The following is a 19,899-nucleotide window of genomic DNA, read 5'->3' on the forward strand; positions in this document are numbered from 1 at the left end:
GTCAGGCGTGGTGCGTCAGCAGGCGGGTCAGCAGTTCGGTGAGCTGCGCGCGCTCCGGCTCTGAAAGCGGCGCGAGGAGATCGTCCTGGACGTGGTTCAGGACTTCGTCGAGGCGCTTGAGCTGACGCACCCCCGCCGGGGTGATCGTGATGACGTTGCGCCGCCGGTCCGCCGGATCCGGCGCGCGTTCGACCTGCTCACGGTCGGCGAGTTCGTTGACCATCGCGACCATGTCGCTGCGGTCGATGCCGCAGCGGCGCCCGAGGGTCGCCTGGCTGGCCGGGCCGAACTCCTCCAGCGCGGCGAGCATCGAGTAGTGGTAGCGGCGCGCGTGGGCGGTGCCGAGTCCGTCGGTCACCAGCCGGGTGGCCTGCAGCGCCGCCTGGTTGAGCAGCCAGCTGGCCGTGCCCTTGAGCCGCGCGGGAGCCGTGTTCGCGTCCATGGGCAAAGTCTAAGCGTTTCGTTGGGTCAGCCCACGATCATGGCACGACGAAAGGACCGTTCGTGGCGGAAAATCCTACGAACGGTCCCTTCGCAACGGCGTTCTAGTGCTCTTCGGGCCCGTCGATGGCTTCCTTCGCCAGACGCTCGACCTCACGCTCGTAGGAGCGCTGGATCTCGGCTTCCGCCTCGACCCGGCCGGCCCACGTCGAACCTTCGACGCTCTTGCCCGGCTCGAGGTCCTTGTAGACCTGGAAGAAGTGCTCGATCTCCAGGCGGTGGAACTCGTTCATGTGATGGATGTCGCGCAGGTGCTCGAGGCGCGGGTCGTACGCCGGCACCGCGATGACCTTGTCGTCCGGGCCTTTTTCGTCGGTCATGCGGAACATGCCGATGGCGCGGCAGTGGATCAGGCAGCCCGGGAAGGTCGGCTCCTGCACGAGAACCATGACGTCCAGCGGGTCGCCGTCCTGGCCGAGGGTGTTGTCGATGAACCCGTAGTCGGCCGGGTACTGGGTGGCCGTGAACAGGGTGCGGTCGAGTTTGATGCGCCCCGTCTTGTGGTCCACTTCGTACTTGTTGCGTTCCCCTTTGGGGATTTCGATCGTGACGTCGAAGTCCACGCCGTCCTCGCTAGCTCTCATCAAGGTATGCCACGTCGTGGGCGGCTCACCGTATCGCGGTATTGACGTCACTAGTGTGGACTACGCGCCGTCGAGGAGCCGCATCGATGTCGGCTACACGGTGTGTGAGTTTGACCCCTTATGGGGTGGGCAACAGGAGGGGTGCGTGCCGGACAAGGATCAGCCGATGTGGCCTTCATCGGACGAGGACTCGACGGCCGGGACGCCACCTGAGCAGGGTGGCGACGGCGGAGCGACGGCACAGCTGCCGGTTCCGCAGGCGCCGCGACCGGTCAACGGCGAGAGCGCGACGCAGTACCTCGCGGTGCCCAAGATCACCCGGCCGGAGCCGGAACCGGAGCAGAAGACCTCCTGGTTCCAGCCCGCCGAGCCCAAGACACCGCCGCCGCGGCAACCACCTCAGCAGCGCTCCCCTCAGCAGCAACAGCAGCAGCGCCCGGAACCACAGCGCCCGGACCCGGCCCGCCAAGAGCAAGCGCGCCAGGAGCAGGCCAGGCAAGAGCAAGCCCGCCAGGAACAGGCCCGGCAGGAGCAGCGCCGCCAAGAGCAGCAGCGTCAGGACCAATATCAGGAACGCCAAGATCAGCCGTTCGATCCCTATCAGGATCAGCACGAGCAGCAGCCGCCGTCCCGGCGGCAGCCGCTCCGCCGGTTGCCGCAGGTCCCGGTCGCCCCGCACGCGGTCCCGATGCGCATCGAACCGTCCGGCGAACAGCATCCCGCCGAGGCGACCACGGGTATCGAGCGACCACAGCAGCCGCTGAGGCCGTTCGAGGACGCCAGGCTGCCCGACCCCGAACCGGCCGACACCGCCGAGCCCCCGGAGCCGCCGAAGGCCGCGGCCCCGCCTCCGCCGGGGAAGCCCAAGCGCAAGAAACGCGGCATCCTGATCGGCGCGTTCGCCGTCCTGCTCGTCGCCGCGCTCGGGGTCGCCGCCGCGTTGCCGCAGGTGTCGAACCGGCTGGAACTGCCGTGGGCGCCGAACAAACCGAAGGGCGACGCGCCGCAGCCCGTGGCCGTCTCGCTCGCCATGCACGCCCCGGAGGCGACCGCGCCCGTCCCGACCGCGGGCGAGGTGGCCAAAGTCCTCACCGGGCCGGCGGCCAACTCCGCGTTCACCAAGCTCACCGGCAGCGTGATCGACGCGGAAACCGGCACCGTGCTCTGGGACCGCAACTCCGGCCAGGTCATGACCCCGGCGTCGAACACCAAGCTGCTGACGGTCGCGGCGGCGCTGCTGACCATCGACGACGGCTACCAGCTCTCGACCAGGGTCGTCCAGGGCGCGCAGCCCGGCACCGTCATCCTGGTCGGCGGTGGCGACCCGACGCTGAACTCCTTGCCCGCGGGCAAGGAGTCGGTCTACAGCGGTTCCGCGCGTCTCGACGACCTCGTCGCCCAGGTGAAGAAAGCCGGCGGGGGCGCCGTCACCAAGGTCCAGCTCGACGTCAACGGGTACGCCGGGCCGCCGACGGCTCAGGGCTGGGACGCGTCCGACGCACCGTCGACGTACGCCGCGACGATGGTGCCGGTGATGCTCGACGGCGGCCGCAGCAATCCCGCCGACGACCACGCACAGCGCGTCGCGAACCCGGCGACGGCGGCCGCGCAGCAGCTCGCCGCACGCCTCGGCGGCGGCGCTGCCTACGCAGGATTGGCCACCGCGCCCAAGGAGGCGAAAGTCCTCGGCGAGGTGAAATCCGCGCCGCTGACCGAGTTGGTGAACAACCTGCTCCAGATCTCCGACAACGCGCTCGCCGACGCCGTCGCCCGCCAGACCGCGATCTCGACCGGTGCCGAGCCGTCGTTCGCCGGTGCCGCGCAGGCGACGAAGGATGTGTTGGCCAAGAACGGTTTCGACCTCACCGGCGTCCAGCTCAACGACGGCAGCGGGCTGTCCGGGCTGAACAAGATCCCGGCGAAACTGCTCAGTCAGATCCTCGCCGTCGCGGCCGGCCCGGACGGCAAGGACCCGCGGACGGCGAAGCTCAGGCCGCTGCTCGGCGGGCTGCCCGTCGCCGGTGGCAGTGGCACGTTGGCCGACCGCTACCGCAATGGCGCGTCGGCCGGCGGCAAGGGCTGGGTCCGCGCGAAGACCGGAAGTTTGACGGCCACGGACACCCTCGCCGGAGTCGTGATGGACACCGACGGCCGGGTGCTCGTGTTCGCGCTGATGTCGACCGGCCCCAACGTCGACGCGAGCCGGGCCGGTCTCGACGCGGTAGCGGCCGCTTTGCGTGGCTGTGGATGCCGGTGAATGCAGGTAGCGTCAACGGTGTGAGCGAGGAAACCGAGGTTCAGCCGAGGTCGCTGGTCGACTGGTCGCTGGCGGCGTCGACGGGCGCGTTCCTGGTCAAGGGCGGGCCGTCGGTGCCGTTTGACGAGGCCGAGCGAGCCGTCACGGAATTGCGCGAGCTGACCAAGGACGCCGAGGGCCATGTCCGTGAACTGACCGGCCTCGGGGCCGGGTTGCCGTTGCTGCCGGGCGCGGTCGTCGACAGACCCGGCTGGGTGCGCTCGGCCGCCGCCGGGATGGATGCGTTGACCAGTAAGGCTTTGCCGCGCGTCCAGGGCGGTCCGCTCGGGCCGCTGCTCGCCGGGAGCGCCGGGGTGCAGACCGGCGTGGTCCTGTCGTTCCTCGCTTCGCGGGTGCTCGGGCAGTACGACCCGTTCGGCGGGCCGGAGCGAACGGGCCAGTTGCTGCTCGTCGCGCCGAACGTCGTCGCCGCGGAGAAGGCCATGAAGGTCGACGGCACCGATTTCCGCATGTGGGTCTGCCTGCACGAATGCACGCACCGGCTGCAGTTCACCGCGGTGAACTGGCTCCGCGACTACTTCGCCGACGAGGTCGAGCGCCTCATCGGCGGCCTCGCGAGCACCGACGCCGAGGGACTCGCCGACATCTTCGGCCGTCTGCCGGACACGCTCAAGGAAGCTCGCAAGGCGAAGTCGCTCGGGATCGCCGAGCTGCTGCAAACGCCGCAGCAGCGCGAAGTCCTGCACAAACTGCTCGCGTTGTCGACGTTGCTCGAAGGTCACGCGGACTACGTGATGGACGCCGTCGGCCCGGCCGTGGTGCCCAGTGTCGACGAGATCCGCGCGAAGTTCACGCAGCGCCGCAAGGGCGGTGGCGTGTTCGACAGGCTGCTGCGCAGTCTGCTCGGCGTCGAAGCGAAGATGCGGCAGTACGCCGAGGGCGCCGCGTTCACCCGGCACGTGATCGACACCGTCGGGATGGCGGGGTTCAACGCAGTCTGGACCTCTCCCAACACTTTGCCGACCAAGAGTGAGATCTCGGATCCGGCTAGTTGGGTCCGCCGGGTGCATAAATGATCGGTGACGTGCCTGCATGCCCGAAGGGCCCGCGAATGCGGAGGTGGGCCGACTACACGATGACTCGACCAGTGGAAAAGTGGAGGCCTGGCTACGCATTCGGCGGTGAAGGCGTCCGACCTCAGAGAACACAGGTGCATAAGTGAGCTCGCGTCCGCATCCCGCGGTCGCGCGTGTCCGGCTTGCCGTGCGGGAGTTCCTCGACGGCGAAGCCGCTTCTCATCTCGAAGGCGGCGAAGTGTGCGTCGCGGTTTCGGGTGGCGCGGATTCACTCGCGCTGGCCGAAGCGACGGCGTACGCCGGCCGTCATCGAGGGCTCAGGGTCCGCGCGCTCGTCGTTGACCACCGCCTGCAGGCCGGTTCCGCCGAAGTCGCCGAAACGGCCGCGAAAGCCGCGCTGAGCCTCGGCGCGGACAGTGCGGAGGTGCTCACGGTCGAAGTGAGTGGCTCGGGCGGCCCGGAAGCGGCGGCGAGGCGTGCCCGCTACGGCGCTTTGCTCAGCGTCGATCCCGCACTGGTGCTGCTCGGGCACACCCTCGACGACCAGGCCGAAACCGTGCTGCTCGGCCTCGGCCGCGGCTCCGGGGCACGGTCGATGGCCGGGATGCGCGCGCTCGACCCGCCGTGGGGACGGCCGCTGCTCGCCGTGCCGCGGTCGATCACGCAAGCCGCCTGCACGGCGCTCGACGTCCGGCCGTGGCAAGACCCGCACAACGCCGACCCGCGGTTCACGAGAGTCCGGCTGCGCGCCGAAGTCCTGCCGCTGCTCGAAGATGTCCTTTCGGGCGGAGTTGCCGGCGCGCTTGCCCGGACAGCCGCGCAACTGCGGGAAGACACCGAGGCGTTGGACACACTCGCGGATGAACTACTGGCCCGTTCGCGAGTGCCCGAAAGGGCGGATCAGCTCGATGTGACGACGCTCGCAGCGGCGCCCGCAGCCGTCCGGCGCCGGACGTTTCGCAGGTGGCTGACTGACAACGGGGTCCGCGACCTCAGCGACGGTCACCTACGGGCCGTCGACGCGCTTGTCCATAGCTGGCACGGACAGGGCGGGGTCTGGCTCCCCGGCAAGTTGGAGGCCAAGCGCGCGCATGGCAGGCTCTCCCTGATTTCACCCGACCATGGTTTTCCCGGCTCCACCACCAGAGGGGACTGAACTGTGTACGAAGGCGAGATCGCCTCCGTGCTCGTCACCGAGCAGCAGATCAACGACAAGATCACCGAACTGGCCGCGCAGGTGGCGGCCGACTACGCGCCAGGGGCCGGTGCCACCGGCGACCTGCTCCTGATCGGCGTGCTCAAGGGCGCGGTCATGTTCATGACCGACTTCGCCAGGGCCCTGCCGCTGCCGACCCAGCTGGAGTTCATGGCCGTCTCGTCCTACGGCTCCGCGACTTCGTCCTCGGGCGTGGTGCGCATCCTCAAGGACCTCGACCGGGACATCGCCGGGCGGGACGTGCTGATCGTCGAGGACATCGTCGACTCCGGCCTGACGCTTTCCTGGCTGCTGAAGAACCTCGCCAGCCGCAACCCGGCATCGCTCGAGGTCGTTTCCCTCCTGCGTAAGCCGGAAGCGACAAAAGTGGACGTACCGGTCAAATACATCGGTTTCGACATCCCGAACGAATTCGTGGTCGGTTACGGACTGGACTACGCCGAGCGCTACCGTGACCTGCCTTACATCGGCACACTGGAGCCGAAGGTGTACACGTCGTAGGGAAGCTTCTTGCGGTCATCCGAAGAGTTCAGCGAAAATTCGGGAACCGAAGCTGCCCGATCGCGTCATAGGTTGACTTCGCTTGCGTTAACCTATGCGAAGGCAAAACTCGCGTAGCCGACGCGGCCGGGGGACAGGAGAGAGTCGAGATGGGCAACAGCAGCTTGGCGGACGCGAACGCGTTCAAGAACGCGGCGGTCGCCGGTCAGGTGGGGATCGATCCGGACGCGGCTCAGGCCGTCCTGAAGAAGATCCGCACCGGCAAGGATTCGGTCGAGGCGCTGCTCGCGGGCGCCGGCGCCCTTGCCCAGCCACCCAAACTCGGCGCCAACCCCGTCGGCCAGGCCATCGCGGCGAAGTTCGTGCAGCGGGCCGATGGCGGCGGCGATTCCTACGCTTCGGCGTTGCAGAACCTCTATACCCAGTACGAGCAGGCCGAGCAGGGGATCGTCACGGCCATGGCGAAGTACGACGAGATCGATCAGGCCAGCGCCGACCCGTTCAGGCGGGCTTGAGCTAAGAGGGGGAACTTTCCATCATGGCACCCAGGCACAGCAGCGAAAACGGATCGTCGGTCCCGCTCGGTGAAAGCTCGGCCACTTCGGAGATCGTCGAGCAGGCCCGCGGCCGCTCCGACGGTTTCGAAATGGGCGGCGACCGCGCGATCGTCTCGACGCCGAACTGGAACAACCAGGAGAGCGACCAGCTCTACCTCGGCGCGACCCAGAACAACGACCCCGGCACCGCGGAGGCCACCGGCCACGCGTGGTCCGGGCACGGTGACGAGCTCCTCCAAGTCTCCAACGAGCTGTACACCGCCATCTCCGAACTGGGCAACGTCTGGGTCGGGCAGGGCGCGGCGGCCGCTCAGGGCGCGCTCGTCGGCATCGCCAACTCGGGTTCGCAGGCCTCCGAGGCCGCGCAGACCATGGCCAAGAGGCTGGCGCAGCAGGCCGCTGCCGCCGCCGAGGTCAAGAAGATGCCGGCACCCAAGAACTACGACCCGGCGAGCGCGATGACAGCGGCACTGGCCGGTGGCCCGGCCGCGATGATCGCCGACCAGAAGGTGCAGGCCGACGCCGCGGCCGACGTGAAGGCCCAGCAGGTCGCCTTCTTCAACGCCTACACCAAGGCGATGTCGGACGTCGACGGCTCCACCCCGAGCTTCGGTCCCGAATCCCTCGGCATGAAGCCGATCACCGGCAGCGGTGGTCCCGGGAGCTTCGGCAATGTCGGCAACATCGGCGGCAGCCACGGTGTCGGCACCGTCGGCCTTGGCGGTCCGGCAGGCACTTTCTACGGCCAGGGCGCGGATGGTGTGCAACACGCGGCCGGGTACGCCGGTGCGGGTCTTGGCCCGGACAGTGGCCACTTCACGCAGGCGGGCTTCACTCCCGGCGCGACGCCCGAGGGCGGCGTTCCCGGTGTGGGCGCGGCCGCACCCGGTGCGGCTGGTGTCCCCGCCGCCGGCGCGACTTCGGGCACGGGCGCAGTGCCGCCGGTTCCGCCGTCAGGTGGCGGTGGCAGCCATGTCGGCCAGGCACTCGGCCTCGCCGGACTCGGTGCCGCGGGGCTCGGTGGCCTCGGCGGTGCCCGCAGCCTCGGCCAAGGCAACCGCAGTGGTGGCAAGTCGGACGACTCGACGGCCGCCGCCGCGAACGAAGGCTCCGGTCAGAGCGCGGCTTCGGTCGCCGGTCCGCAGCAGGGTCTCGTCTCTGCCGGTGGAACCATCGGTGGCAGCCCGACCCCGCCGCCGATGAGTGGCATGGGCGGAATGGGCGGCGGCGGTGCGCAGCAGCAGGAGGACGAGGAGCACACGCACGCTTCGTTCCTCATCGACCCGGACCCGGACGAGACCTTCGGCGCCAACGAGGCGACCCCGCCTCCGGTGATCGGTGCCTGGTCGGAAGACGAGCGCTAAGACACGCCCTGACCTTCCAAAAGCTGAGCTTGGGGGACTAGATGGCGGCCGCCGAGCTGCTCACTCCGCTGGAACTCGACTTCCTCTGGGAGTCCTCCAGGCAGCAGGGGGAGTTGCCGTATCCCCTGCGTGTCCGTTCGCACGGCACGACCATGGACGAGCGGTCGCTGCTGCGGCGGCAGACGCTGGGCACGTTGAAGCAGCGTGGGCTCGTGGACGTCTCCGGGCGTCCCGAGCCGCATCTCGACGACTACTTCGAGATGCTCGCCGGGCCGGACCTCAGCCTGGACACGGTGCAGATCAGCGCGCCGAACGCCGAACCGCTGCTCGCGGTGGCCGCGACCCTCGACGGTCAGGCATTGCTGGCCGTCCAAGACACCGTGGGGCTGCACCTGCAGCCGATCGCACCGGACGGTCTCGCCAGCGCGATCATCTCGCTGCTCCCGGCGGTGGCGCGTGGCACGGAGAAGTCCGTCACGGTCCCGCTCGAGCAGCTCTTGACGGGCTCGGGCGTGGACTTCCTGCAGCGCCGCGGCCCGGCCGGCAGTGACGGGCGCGCCAGCACGGACGAGGACCGCAAGGCCCTCGCCAGGCTGCACGCCCAGCCGCGCCTGCGCGGCGGCCAGATCGGCGCCAACGCCAAGAACAGGATGGGCAGCCGCTCGCGCTCGCCCGTACTGAGCTGGTTCGACACCGAGACAGGCCGCTACTTCACGCAGGCGACCAGGGGCCACGACGGCCGCGACTGGATCACCATCGCCCCCGCCGACCCGGCCACCCTCCGGCACCGGCTCGGCGAGATGCTCGCGACCGCGTCCAGCACCAACGCGGGCGTCCTCTAACGCTGTCCCGTCTGGCCAGTCCCCGTCTCCAAAAAGTGGCATGAACGGACCTTTCATCTCGAGAATCGAGATGAAAGGTCCGTTCATGCCACCGGGACTCCGAACCTGCTGCCGGCTGTCGGACCCAAGCGCTACGCTGAGCCAGAGTTCGAATCTGGAGGGTGACAAGTGGGTCCGCAGGAGTTCTTTTCGCCGATGTCGTTCGACTTCCTCTGGGAAGCGATGCGGATCGGCGAGCTGCCTTACCCGCTGCAGGTGCGTTCCCATGGCGCGACCGAGGAGGAGCGCCGCATGCTGCGTCAGCGCGCGCACGCGGAGCTGCAGGCTCGGGGCATCCGGGATCGTCAGGGCCGGCTCGAGCCGCATGTCGAGGATTGGCTGAGCCTGCTCGCCAGGCCCATGCTGTCGGTCGACGCGCTGCACATCCCGGACTTCCAGAAGCCGCCCATCGCCATCCTGGCGGCCGCGGACGGCACCAAGGGCGTCGTCGCGATCCAGGACTCCGGCGGCATCTGGATCCGCCCGGTCTTGGCCGACGCGCTGGTCTCCACGGTGGTCGACCTGCTGCCCGCCGGGCGTCGCGGCAGTGAGGCGTCCATCACGCTCCCGCTGGACGAAGCCCTGCACACCGCGCCGATCCGAGTGCCGGTAGCGGCGGCAGGCGTGTCGGAAATCGACCCGGACGCGGCCAAGGCGAAGCGTCAGCCGAAGGTTCGTAGCTCACTGAGTGAGCGGGCGACCGACCCTCGCGAGGCGTACGGCAAGTTGTCCGGTCAACCGAGGCTCCGCGGTGGTCAACTGGCCGCGAACAGCAGGAACAACCTCGGCGGCAAGCAGCGCTCCCGGGTGCTGGCCTGGTTCGACACCGCGACAGGGCGCTACCTGAGCCTGTCGCGGGCGGGCACGGACAACCGGGAATGGGTGACGATCTCACCCGCGGACCCCAAAACCCTGCGGACGAGGCTCGGGGAGATGGTGTCGAGCGTCTCCGACGGCGTTCGTTAGCTGTTCGAGGCGCATTTATCCCTCTCGGGAACCTTGTCAGGCCAGCTACCGTTGACCTGCGAGAGGCTCACACAGGTGCCGATTTTGTCTGGACGGTACCCTGGTGGGCACGGGTGTCGAGTGCACCGGCGAGTTGTCAAGATCGTGACGGCGGATATCACATCTACCGCCCAAACAGGGAGGGTCGAGGCCACCAGGGCCGAGTCGTATGGACCGGAAGCGCCTTCTCAAAAACCCACTGCTGTGGATAGCTGTAGCTCTGCTGCTCTATCTGGCGTTCAGCTCGCTGTTCGACAGTAATCGTGGATATACGCAAGTACCCATTTCGCAGGCGACGCAGCAGCTCACCTCGGGCAACGTCAAAGAAGTGACCCTCGAGGACAAAGAGCAGCAGCTCAAACTCCTGCTGAACAACAAGATCACCGTGGACGGCCAGCAGGTCGACCAGGTCATCTCGCCGTACCCCTCGGGTGCGACCGACACGATCTACAAGTCGCTGATCGACGCCAAGAACGCGGCTGCCAACAACGCCCCGGTCAAGTTCAGCACCACGGTCAGTCAGCAGTCGTTCCTGCAGACGATCCTGATCTACATGATCCCGCTCGTACTGGTGCTCGTCCTCCTCATGTGGATGATGAACAACGCCCAGGGCGGCGGCAACCGGGTCATGAACTTCGGCAAGTCGAAGGCCAAGCAGCTCAACAAGGACATGCCGAAGACCACGTTCGGCGATGTCGCCGGCGCGGACGAGGCCGTCGAAGAGCTGTACGAGATCAAGGACTTCCTGCAGAACCCCGCGCGGTACCAGGCGCTGGGCGCGAAGATCCCGAAGGGCGTCCTGCTCTACGGTCCGCCCGGTACCGGTAAGACGCTGCTCGCGCGTGCTGTCGCGGGTGAAGCGGGTGTGCCGTTCTACACGATCTCCGGTTCGGACTTCGTCGAGATGTTCGTCGGTGTCGGTGCTTCGCGAGTGCGTGACCTGTTCGAACAGGCCAAGCAGAACTCGCCCTGCATCATCTTCGTCGACGAGATCGACGCGGTCGGCCGCCAGCGTGGCGCCGGCCTCGGCGGCGGGCACGACGAGCGCGAGCAGACGCTGAACCAGCTGCTGGTCGAGATGGACGGGTTCGACGCCCGCGGCGGGGTCATCCTCATCGCGGCCACGAACCGTCCGGACATCCTGGACCCGGCATTGCTGCGTCCCGGCCGGTTCGACCGGCAGATCCCGGTTTCGGCACCCGACATGCGCGGGCGTCGCGCGATCCTGGCCGTCCACTCCAAGGGCAAGCCGATCGCGCAGGGCACCGACCTCGACGCGCTCGCGAAGCGGACGGTCGGCATGTCCGGCGCCGACCTCGCGAACGTGATCAACGAGGGCGCGCTGCTCACCGCTCGCCAGAACGGGCACGTGATCACCGACGCCGCGCTGGAAGAAGCCGTCGACCGAGTCGTCGGTGGACCCGCGCGGAAGGGCCGGATCATCTCCGAGAAGGAGAGGAAGATCACGGCGTACCACGAGGGCGGGCACGCGCTCGCTGCGTGGGCGATGCCGGATATCGAGCCGGTCTACAAGCTCACGATCCTGCCGCGTGGACGCACCGGCGGGCACGCTCTGCTCGTCCCCGAGGACGACAAAGAGCTGATGACCCGTTCGGAGATGCTCGGCAGGCTGGTGTTCGCCATGGGCGGGCGCACGGCCGAGGAGCTCGTGTTCCACGAGCCCACCACCGGTGCCTCCAGCGACATCGAGCAGGCCACGAAGATCGCCCGCGCGATGGTCACCGAGTACGGCATGAGCGCCAAGCTCGGCGCGGTCAAGTACGGCCAGGAGCAGGGCGACCCGTTCCTGGGTCGTTCGGCCGGTCGTCAGGCCGACTACTCGCACGAGGTCGCGCACGAGATCGACGAAGAGGTCCGCAAGCTCATCGAGACCGCGCACACCGAGGCGTGGCACGTCCTGAACACCTACCGGGACGTGCTCGACGAGCTGGTCATCGAACTCCTCCAGAAGGAGACGCTGACCCGCAAGGACCTCGAGCGGATCTTCGCGACGGTCGAAAAGCGCCCGCACATCACCGTGTTCAACGAGTTCGGTGAGCGGACGCCGTCCGACAAGCCGCCGATCAAGACCCCCGGCGAGCTGGCGATCGAACGCGGCGAGCCGTGGCCCCCGCCCGCTCCGCAGCCGCTGTTGCAGCCGGCACCGACCCCGGTGGCGACTGTTCCTGGTGGCGGCGACCTGCCCGGTGGCCCGCCGTACTCGGCTCCGGACCCGACAGCGAACCCGTACGCGCCGCCCACACCGGGCTCCTACCCGAACGGCGGACGCCCCAACGGTGGCCCGAACGGCACCGGTCAATGGCCCCAGGCTTACGGTGGGCAGCAGCCTTCCGGCCCGGCCGGTGGCTACCAGGGTGGTCCGTCCGCCGGTGGGCAGTCCGGCCCGCCGAACTACGGTGCACCTCCGGGATGGACGCCGGCGACCTCGCCGACGACTCCCGGCCAGCCTTGGCGGCCGGCGAACGACCGTGCGAACGAGCCCGGTGGCTTCGCGGGTCCGGCCGGTGGTCAAGACCAGGGCTCGACCGAGGGGCAGCACCGTCGTGAGTCGGATGGAAGAGACGACCAGCAGGAACGGTAGTGGACCGGCCGATTTCGACCGGCCGGTCTTCGATCAGGACAGGGCTGAGAAGGCCGTCCGCGAACTGTTGATCGCCTGTGGTGAGGACCCGGATCGCAGTGGTCTCAAGGAGACCCCTGCCCGGGTCGCCCGGGCGTATCGCGAGATGTTCGCCGGGCTGTACATCGAGCCGGATTCGGTGCTCGACAAGACCTTCGACGAAGCCCACGAAGAACTCGTCCTGGTCACCGACATCCCGATGTACTCGACCTGTGTGCCGAGCCATCAGACGGTCGACGCCGTCGGCGGAGGTAAAGCCGCGCGGGACGTCGAAGTCGGCGACAAACTGTGGACGCTGGCAGGTGGCAACGTCGAAGAGACCAACGTCGTGGGTATCAGCTCACACGAGACGCGGGACCTCGTCGAGGTGACCACGTCGGTCGGCAGTTTCCAGGTGACCCCTGATCATCCCCTCGCCACGCCCAAGGGCTGGATGGAAGCCAAGGACGTCGAGGGCACCTTTATCGAGTGGACCCACGCTCGTCAGTTGTGCCGCAAGCGTTGGCAGCCCGCTTTGGGCCGTGACTTCGGCTATGTCGTGGGCGCCACCTGCGCCGATGGCACGGTCAGCGACCGGCACGTATCGCTTGTGGTCAACGAGCGTGACTTCGCGAAGAAGTACGCTGAGGCTCTTTACGGCGCTTTCGGCATCGAAGCGGAAATCGAACCCGTCGAGGCCGGTTTTCGGGTGCGGGTGGTCTCTTCCTACCTCGCCGACTTGATGCGTCCGTACGTCGGCGGCGACGGATATCTCCAGCGCCAGCGGTTCCCGATGGTCGTGCTGAACGACAGCGAGACGTTCAACGGATTTCTCGAAGGCTATATCGACGGTGACGGCTGGCGGTCGACCAGCGGGGATGCCGGCGCGCGGTTCACGCCGAAGACCGGCAAGGCGTCGCACCTGTGGGTCGCCGACAGCTGGTACCGGAGGCACGGGTTCCCGCAGGACGACTACGCGACAGAGCTGATCGAGTCGGAGTACGTCGAGGTGCTGTCGGTCAAGCCGCTGGCGGCGATCGGGGCCAAGCCGCACACCGTGTACAGCTTCAAATGCGACCCCCACCCCACCTTCCTGATCGGTGGGCATCTGACGCATAACTGTGAACACCACCTCGTGGCGTTCCACGGTGTCGCGCACGTCGGCTACATCCCCAACAGCGGCGGCAAGGTCACCGGCCTTTCCAAGCTCGCCCGGCTCGTCGACCTGTACGCCAAACGTCCGCAGGTCCAAGAACGCCTGACTTCCCAGATCGCCGACGCGCTCATGCGCAAGCTCGATCCGCGCGGGGCGATCGTGGTGGTCGAGGCCGAACATCTGTGCATGGCGATGCGGGGCATTCGCAAGCCCGGCGCCCGCACGATCACTTCCGCGGTGCGCGGGTCGTTGCAGACTTCCGCCTCGTCGCGGTCGGAGGCGCTGGACCTCATCAAGGGGCGCCGGTGAAACACGGGCTCGGCTCACCCGGTCGTTGCGCGGTGATGGGCGTACTCAACGTCACCCCGGATTCCTTTTCGGACGGTGGCCGCTATCTGAACGCCGACGCGGCACTGGCGCACGCGCGCGAGATGTGGGCGCGGGGCGCCGACATCATCGACGTCGGCGGTGAGTCGACCCGCCCCGGTGCGTCCAGAGTGGACGCCCAGGCGGAGACCGGCCGGATTCTGCCGGTGATCAAGGAACTCGCGGCCGACGGCGTCCGCCTGTCCGTCGACACCACCCGCGCCTCCGTCGCGGCCGCCGCATTGGAAGCCGGCGCCGCGGTGATCAACGACGTCTCCGGCGGGCTGGCCGATCCGGACATGGCCCGGGTGGCCGCGGAGTCAGGGGTGCCCTGGGTGCTGATGCACTGGCGCGGGCACAGCAAGGACATGAACGCACTGGCCACCTACGAAGACGTGGTCGCCGAAGTCGTCGCCGAGTTGACTGAGCGCGTCGACGCCGCGCTGGCCGCCGGAGTAGCGGAAAGCGCGATCGTCTTGGACCCCGGCCTGGGCTTCGCGAAAGACGCCGAACACGACTGGGCCCTGCTGCACGGCCTGGATTCGTTGGTGCGACTGGGTTTCCCTGTGCTCGTCGGCGCCTCACGCAAACGATTTCTTGGCCGGCTGCTGTCCGATGTGGACGGCACGCCCCGCCCGGCCGCCGGACGCGAAGACGCCACCGCGGCGATTTCCGCGCTGGCCGCCGCCGCGGGCGCCTGGGGAGTCCGCGTACACGAAGTCGGCGCGTCGCTGGACGCGGTGATGGTGGCTTCGGCCTGGGCGCTGGGAGGCAACCGATGAGCGACCGGATCACGCTGACCGGCCTGCGGGTCTTCGGCCGGCACGGCGTTTTCGACCACGAAAAGCGAGACGGTCAAGAGTTCGTCGTCGACATCGTCGTGTGGCTGGATCTTGCCGGTGCTGCCGCCTCGGACGACTTGAAGCAGACGCTGCACTACGGCGAACTCGCCCAGCTGGCCGCCGACATCGTCGCCGGGGAACCGTACGACCTCATCGAGGCGGTCGCCGGGAAGATCGCCGACGAGGTCCTCCGGGACGAACGACTGACCGCCGTCGAGGTGACCGTCCACAAGCCCTCGGCACCGATCCCGCTGACCTTCGACGATGTCGCGGTGACCGTCCACCGCGCCCGATGACCCGCGCGGTCCTTTCACTCGGCTCCAACTTGGGCGACCGATTGGCATTCCTGCGCATGGCTGTCGACGGCGTGGGCGAAGTCCTGGTCTCGGTGTCGAGCGTCTACGAGACCAAGGCCTGGGGCGTCGAAGACCAGCCCGACTTCCTCAACGCCGTGTGCATTGTGGACGATCCCGGCCGGACCCACTGGGATTGGCTGCGCCTGGGACAGTCCCTTGAGGACAAAGCCGGACGGGTACGCGAACTCAGGTGGGGCCCTCGGACCTTGGACGTCGATGTGGTGACTGTCGACGACGTCCGCTCTGTTGAGCCGGAGTTGCTGCTGCCCCATCCCGGTACCGCGGACCGGGCCACCGTCCTGATCCCTTGGCTGGAAATCGACCCGGCCGCCTATGTCCTGGACCTGGGTTCCGCCGCTGAGCTACTGGCCCGACTGCCGGAGCCGGACCGGGCCGGAGTCCACCTTCGCCCAGACCTCGCCCTGTAACCCTTTGTGCCGCAGGGGAAAGACCCGTCGCGCGCGGGGTACCCGCCGCGCCGTCGTAGTCATTCCCCCAAAGCGGCGTTGGGGGCGTTGAGTGCCCCCAACGCCGCATTGGGGAATCCCAGGGGGCACGGTGGCGAGCCTCGTGCTTTGGGCGAGCGTTCTGGGGGAAGTTCGTGTGGTTTGCCGCGCTCGCCTTGGTTCGTCCCGGCTGAGGTGCCCATGGCTTGCCGTACTCACCCGAGCCTGTCCGATGCCAGTCCTGAGGCTGGCGCGGCATCATTGTGTTTTCGGCGGCCCTGCGCGCTGACGGTTTCGCGTCGCCAGGGCGTGACCAGGTGCGCAAGTCGCGTGTCGTTGTAGGCGCCCTGCCGCCGCGAAACCGTGGGCCTTCGGCCAAAAGAGGGCGCGCGTGGTGGTTTGTTCGCCTGCCGCCCAACGGGATTGCTGCGGTAGCTCGAGACTTGGCGGGTGCATGTTTTGCGCTCAAGTTGACCGGGTTTGTGGTTGGCCACCTGGTTGCCGTGGCTGGGTCACCGCTGCTCTGAAGTCAGAGGCTCGTGGTGACGTGTGTACGTGAGGCTTGGGGTGGGCTTCGGGCATTGGCGAGCGGGGCGAAGTGCTGCATCCGGTTCTCGCTGGCGCTATTGGTTTAGGTGTGCGGACGGCTACTTAGGGTGAGAAAATGGTGGGGCGGTAGCCTGGGGGTATGCATTTCACCCGGCCCCGTGAGCTCGCCGTAGCCGGGGTGATCGGCCTGGCGCTGTTCTATGCGTTATTCCAAATGGCGTATGGGTCATTCCCCCAATTGCCGCTATTCGTCGGCGCGACGCTATTGGTGCTGGCGCTCGCGGAAGTCGTTCAGGCGTACTCGGTCCGCGGCAAGATTCGAGAGCGAAGAGTGGTGAACGCCATAGCGGTGGCGCGCACGGTTGCGCTCGCGAAGGCGTCTTCGCTGGCTGGGGCCGTGATGTTCGGCGGGTGGCTCGGGATCGGGTTGTACCTGCTGCCGCGGCGGGCAGAACTGACGGCTGCGGCACATGATTTGCGGAGCGCGGTGATCGGCGCGTTCTCCGCCGCCGCACTCATCGCGGCGGGGCTTTGGCTGGAGCATTGCTGTCGCGCGCCGCAGCGGCATGATCAAGACCGCTCGGACGAATCGACCGGTTAACGCGAAAAAGGCGCCGCTCGAAGTACCGACTAGGTCTCGTTCGGATTACTAGAAGGTACGGTGTTGGACATGACTGGCGTGGGTGACGACTCGCGCGGCCGCCAATTGGGACGGCCGTGGCTCGTCGTCGGCATAACACTCGCCGTCGGCGCAACTCTGGCGTTGGTACTCAGCACCGACCTCCGTTTTCTGCGCCTAGGCATCATCGCGGCCCTCTGGGCTGCCCTGATCGGTGCGTTCCTGGCGGTGAAATACCGCAAGCACGCCGCGCACAGCGAGGACGAGGTCGCCGAGGCCCAGGCCGTTTACGAGCTGGAACTGGAGCGGGAGGTCGCCGCCCGGCGCGAGTTCGAACTCGAGATCGAGGCCGACGCCCGCAAGGTCGCCGACACCGATTCCCGCACCGAACTCGACGCGTTGCGTGCCGAAGTGGTCGCACTGCGTGAAAGCCTGCAGTCCCTGTTCGGTGGCGAAGTGCTGTACGAGCACGTCGCGCTGACAGCGCAGGCCACCCGGATGCGGTCGATCAAGGACGACAGGCTCGTGACGTCGTCCTCCGAGAGCAACGGCAAGTCCACCCCGGCCCAGCTGCTCCCCGGTAAGAAGACGGTGGACATCGCCGAGCGCCCCACCGAGCTCATCGAGCGTGTGATCGAGCCGGTCAAGGCCGCTCCGGAGCGCCGCCGCACCCCCGCGCCGACGCCGTCCGCGAGGCCCAAGCAGGAGGAGCCGCTTCGTCGGGCTTCCGCGGGTGACGGTGCCAGTGTCGCCGCGGCGCGGGCCGCGAAGGCCGCCGCCGAGCTGCGGGCCGAGGCCACGCGCCGGCAGCAGCAGCCGGTCGAGAAGCCGCTTCAGCAGCGCCCGCCGCAGTCGCAGCGGTCGCAGCCGCTCAAACCGCAGCCCATCGCGCAGGCGAAGGCCGCGCCGCCGAAGCCTGTCCAGCAGCCGTCGGAGGCGAGCCGTCCCACGATGGCGCCGATCGAACGCCGTCAGCGCCAGCAGGACCTTCCCGACTACACCCGAGCCTCGATGGAGCAGACCCGCGTCGCGGCTCCGGCTTCGAAGCCCAGTTCGGCCGAGCGCACCTCGGGTGAGCGTCAGCCCGTCGCCAAGAAGGACGGGGACTGGCGGAAGCCCGCCTGGAAGGAAAGCGCCAGCGAACGGTCGGCGACCAACCTCGCCGCCGCGTTCCCGCGGAGCCGGTCGGGCATCCAGCCCGTGCCGAAGCCCGCTGCCAAGCCCGCTCCGAAGGAACCGGAAGAGCCAGTCCGCCGTGGCGGCTCGCACCGGATCCCCACCGAGAAGAAGCCCGCCGCGGTCCGGGAGACGCCTGCCGAGCAGAGCAGCGGTGGTGGACGTCGTCGCCGCGAAGACAGCGCGTCCTTCGCTTTGCCGCCGAAGGCCGCGCCCGCTCCTGCCCCCGCGCCCGCGCCGGAGCCCGTCTCGGGAGGCCGTCGCCGGCGTCCTGACGGCGAGCCGCCGGTTTGGAAAGGGGGCGGCGAGGCCGAACCGGTGAACGGTTCGCGTCATTCGACGAACGGTAGTTCCGCGACGAACGGCAGCCACTCCAAGCCTGCCGCCGAAACCGGTCCGCCCAGCCGTCGCGGCAGCCGTTTCGCCGACCCCGATCCTGCGGAAGCCGGTTCGCACGCTGCCGGAAGGTCGGTGAACGAACTGCTCGCCGCACACGGTGCCGCCGATTCCACGCCACGACGTAGGCGCCGCGCGGAAGACTGATCCCGTTTGCGTAGGGTGACCGCTCGTGAGGGGAATCGCCGACTCGTCCGGCTCTGCTTCCGAAGGTATCCAGCATCGGCCCAGATCGCGTGCGATCACCGTGTTACTGCCGGTGATCGGCTTGATCGTGGTCGCGCTCTGCGGCCTGCTCCTGTTCGCACTGGCGACCGAGACGGTCGGCGTGTTGGCCGTGGTGATCGGCGTGGTCGCCGCGTTGCTGCCGGTCGGCGTCGTCGTCGCGGCCTTCCTGTGGATCGACCGGTGGGAGCCGGAGCCCGCGAAGATGCTGCTGCTGGCGTTCGTCTGGGGCGCCTGCATCGCCACGGTCACCGCGTTGCTGATCAACAGCACCGCCGAGTCCGTCGGCGATCTGCTGCTCGGTAGCGGTCAGGGCAGCAAGGTCGCGGCGCTGGTCTCCGCGCCGCTGATCGAGGAAGCGGCCAAGGGCGCTTTCGTGCTGATCGTGTTCTGGCGCCGCAACCACGAGTTCGACGGGATCGTGGACGGAATCGTCTACGCCGGGCTCAGCGCGGCCGGTTTCGCCTTCATCGAGAACGTCTTCTACTTCGGCCGCGCGTTCGCGGAGGCCGGTTTCGGCGACGGCAGCAGCCCCGGCGTGCTCGCCGCGTTCGTGCTGCGGGGCGTGCTTTCGCCGTTCACGCATCCGCTGTTCGCCGTGCTGACCGGAATCGGCATCGGGTTCGCCGCCGGCACCACCAACAAACAACTGCGCTGGCTGGCGCCGCTAGGTGGTTATCTCGCGGCGGTGTGCCTGCACGCGTTGTGGAACGGCGCCGCGGTGCTCGGTGGCGCGAAAACCTTCCTCAACGTCTACTTCCTGATCATGGTGCCGATGTTCATCGGCGTCTTCTCGGTGGTCGTCATGCAGCGGCGCCGGGAGCAGCGGGTCGTCGCGGCCGCGTTGCCGCAGATGGCCAAGGCCCGCTGGATCGCGCCATCCGAGGTCGAGCTGCTCGCGAGCCTGTCGGGACGCCGGTTGTGGCGGCGGCAGGCGCGCAAGCAGTCCGGGCGGCCCGCCGCGAAGGCCGTCGGCCGCTACCAGGCGAACGTGACCGAGCTGGCGTTCCTGCGACGCCGTCCCGTCGACAACGACGAGGCGAAGCAGCGTCAGGACGAACTGCTCATGTCGCTGCAGACCTCCCGTGCCGAAGCGGTGAGGCTTGCGGAAGGCACTGAAACACGGCGAACGGATTCACCAAAAACGAACGGGTAAACCGCCGCCCGGGTGACCCGAGACGGGTGAAGCTCATCACCTCGACACCG

Annotated in this window: 17 protein-coding genes and 2 pseudogenes; 17 read left to right on the plus strand and 2 right to left on the minus strand. The window is 68.3% G+C overall.

Going from position 1 to position 19,899, the window contains the following annotated elements:
* Position 1: 1 nt before the first annotated feature.
* On the minus strand, positions 2-442 hold the full coding sequence (locus VGP60_RS30375; protein ID WP_327551570.1) for a MarR family winged helix-turn-helix transcriptional regulator: 441 nt from the start codon (positions 440-442) through the stop codon (positions 2-4).
* 103 nt (positions 443-545) lie between these two features.
* Positions 546-1,064 (minus strand): inorganic diphosphatase, encoded by a 519-nt coding sequence (locus VGP60_RS30380; RefSeq protein ID WP_327551596.1) that lies wholly within the window; start codon positions 1,062-1,064, stop codon positions 546-548.
* 166 nt (positions 1,065-1,230) lie between these two features.
* Here VGP60_RS30380 and dacB point away from each other — a divergent pair, with 166 nt between their 5' ends.
* The 17 genes and pseudogenes from dacB to VGP60_RS30465 all read left to right on the plus strand — a co-directional run bounded on the left by dacB (position 1,231) and on the right by VGP60_RS30465 (position 19,849).
* On the plus strand, positions 1,231-3,342 hold the full coding sequence (gene dacB, locus VGP60_RS30385; RefSeq protein WP_327551571.1) for a D-alanyl-D-alanine carboxypeptidase/D-alanyl-D-alanine endopeptidase: 2,112 nt from the start codon (positions 1,231-1,233) through the stop codon (positions 3,340-3,342).
* A 53-nt stretch (positions 3,343-3,395) separates the two neighbouring features.
* Positions 3,396-4,418 (plus strand): zinc-dependent metalloprotease, encoded by a 1,023-nt coding sequence (locus VGP60_RS30390; RefSeq protein ID WP_327551597.1) that lies wholly within the window; start codon positions 3,396-3,398, stop codon positions 4,416-4,418.
* A gap of 142 nt (positions 4,419-4,560) precedes the next feature.
* Positions 4,561-5,574, plus strand: coding sequence for a tRNA lysidine(34) synthetase TilS (tilS, locus tag VGP60_RS30395; protein WP_327551572.1), 1,014 nt, complete (start codon positions 4,561-4,563; stop codon positions 5,572-5,574).
* A gap of 3 nt (positions 5,575-5,577) precedes the next feature.
* Entirely contained in the window at positions 5,578-6,135 is a 558-nt protein-coding gene (hpt, locus tag VGP60_RS30400) for a hypoxanthine phosphoribosyltransferase (protein WP_327551573.1), read from the plus strand.
* Between the two features lie 149 nt (positions 6,136-6,284).
* A complete protein-coding gene (locus tag VGP60_RS30405; protein ID WP_327551574.1) occupies positions 6,285-6,650 on the plus strand; it encodes a hypothetical protein in 366 nt (121 codons plus the stop codon).
* 23 nt (positions 6,651-6,673) lie between these two features.
* Entirely contained in the window at positions 6,674-8,056 is a 1,383-nt protein-coding gene (locus VGP60_RS30410; protein WP_327551575.1) for a hypothetical protein, read from the plus strand.
* A gap of 41 nt (positions 8,057-8,097) precedes the next feature.
* Positions 8,098-8,898: an ESX secretion-associated protein EspG gene (locus VGP60_RS30415; protein WP_327551576.1), complete on the plus strand. Its 801-nt coding sequence runs from the start codon at positions 8,098-8,100 to the stop codon at positions 8,896-8,898.
* 195 nt (positions 8,899-9,093) lie between these two features.
* Positions 9,094-9,903 carry an ESX secretion-associated protein EspG gene (locus VGP60_RS30420; protein WP_327551598.1) on the plus strand — a complete coding sequence of 270 codons (810 nt, stop codon included), beginning with the start codon at positions 9,094-9,096 and terminating at the stop codon, positions 9,901-9,903.
* A 208-nt stretch (positions 9,904-10,111) separates the two neighbouring features.
* On the plus strand, positions 10,112-12,544 hold the full coding sequence (gene ftsH, locus VGP60_RS30425) for an ATP-dependent zinc metalloprotease FtsH (RefSeq protein WP_327551577.1): 2,433 nt from the start codon (positions 10,112-10,114) through the stop codon (positions 12,542-12,544).
* Positions 12,516-12,809 (plus strand): annotated as a pseudogene (locus tag VGP60_RS30430) (GTP cyclohydrolase I); the annotation flags it as partial. The gene ftsH and the pseudogene VGP60_RS30430, both read left to right, overlap by 29 nt.
* 873 nt (positions 12,810-13,682) lie before the next feature.
* Positions 13,683-14,027, plus strand: a pseudogene (folE, locus tag VGP60_RS30435) (GTP cyclohydrolase I); the annotation flags it as partial.
* Between the two features lie 35 nt (positions 14,028-14,062).
* Positions 14,063-14,866, plus strand: coding sequence for a dihydropteroate synthase (gene folP / locus VGP60_RS30440; RefSeq protein WP_327551599.1), 804 nt, complete (start codon positions 14,063-14,065; stop codon positions 14,864-14,866).
* On the plus strand, positions 14,863-15,222 hold the full coding sequence (gene folB, locus VGP60_RS30445; RefSeq protein ID WP_327551578.1) for a dihydroneopterin aldolase: 360 nt from the start codon (positions 14,863-14,865) through the stop codon (positions 15,220-15,222). The genes folP and folB overlap by 4 nt, the downstream gene beginning before the upstream one ends.
* Complete coding sequence (gene folK, locus VGP60_RS30450; protein WP_327551579.1) at positions 15,219-15,710, plus strand: 2-amino-4-hydroxy-6-hydroxymethyldihydropteridine diphosphokinase; 492 nt, start codon at positions 15,219-15,221, stop codon at positions 15,708-15,710. Before folB ends, folK begins: the two co-directional genes overlap by 4 nt.
* A gap of 706 nt (positions 15,711-16,416) precedes the next feature.
* Positions 16,417-16,878: a DUF3180 domain-containing protein gene (locus tag VGP60_RS30455; RefSeq protein ID WP_327551580.1), complete on the plus strand. Its 462-nt coding sequence runs from the start codon at positions 16,417-16,419 to the stop codon at positions 16,876-16,878.
* A gap of 69 nt (positions 16,879-16,947) precedes the next feature.
* Positions 16,948-18,615 (plus strand): DUF6779 domain-containing protein, encoded by a 1,668-nt coding sequence (locus VGP60_RS30460; RefSeq protein ID WP_327551581.1) that lies wholly within the window; start codon positions 16,948-16,950, stop codon positions 18,613-18,615.
* Between the two features lie 100 nt (positions 18,616-18,715).
* Positions 18,716-19,849 carry a PrsW family intramembrane metalloprotease gene (locus VGP60_RS30465; protein ID WP_327551600.1) on the plus strand — a complete coding sequence of 378 codons (1,134 nt, stop codon included), beginning with the start codon at positions 18,716-18,718 and terminating at the stop codon, positions 19,847-19,849.
* Positions 19,850-19,899: the final 50 nt, after the last annotated feature.

The organism is Amycolatopsis sp., from assembly GCF_036008905.1.
GTDB lineage: Bacteria > Actinomycetota > Actinomycetes > Mycobacteriales > Pseudonocardiaceae > Amycolatopsis.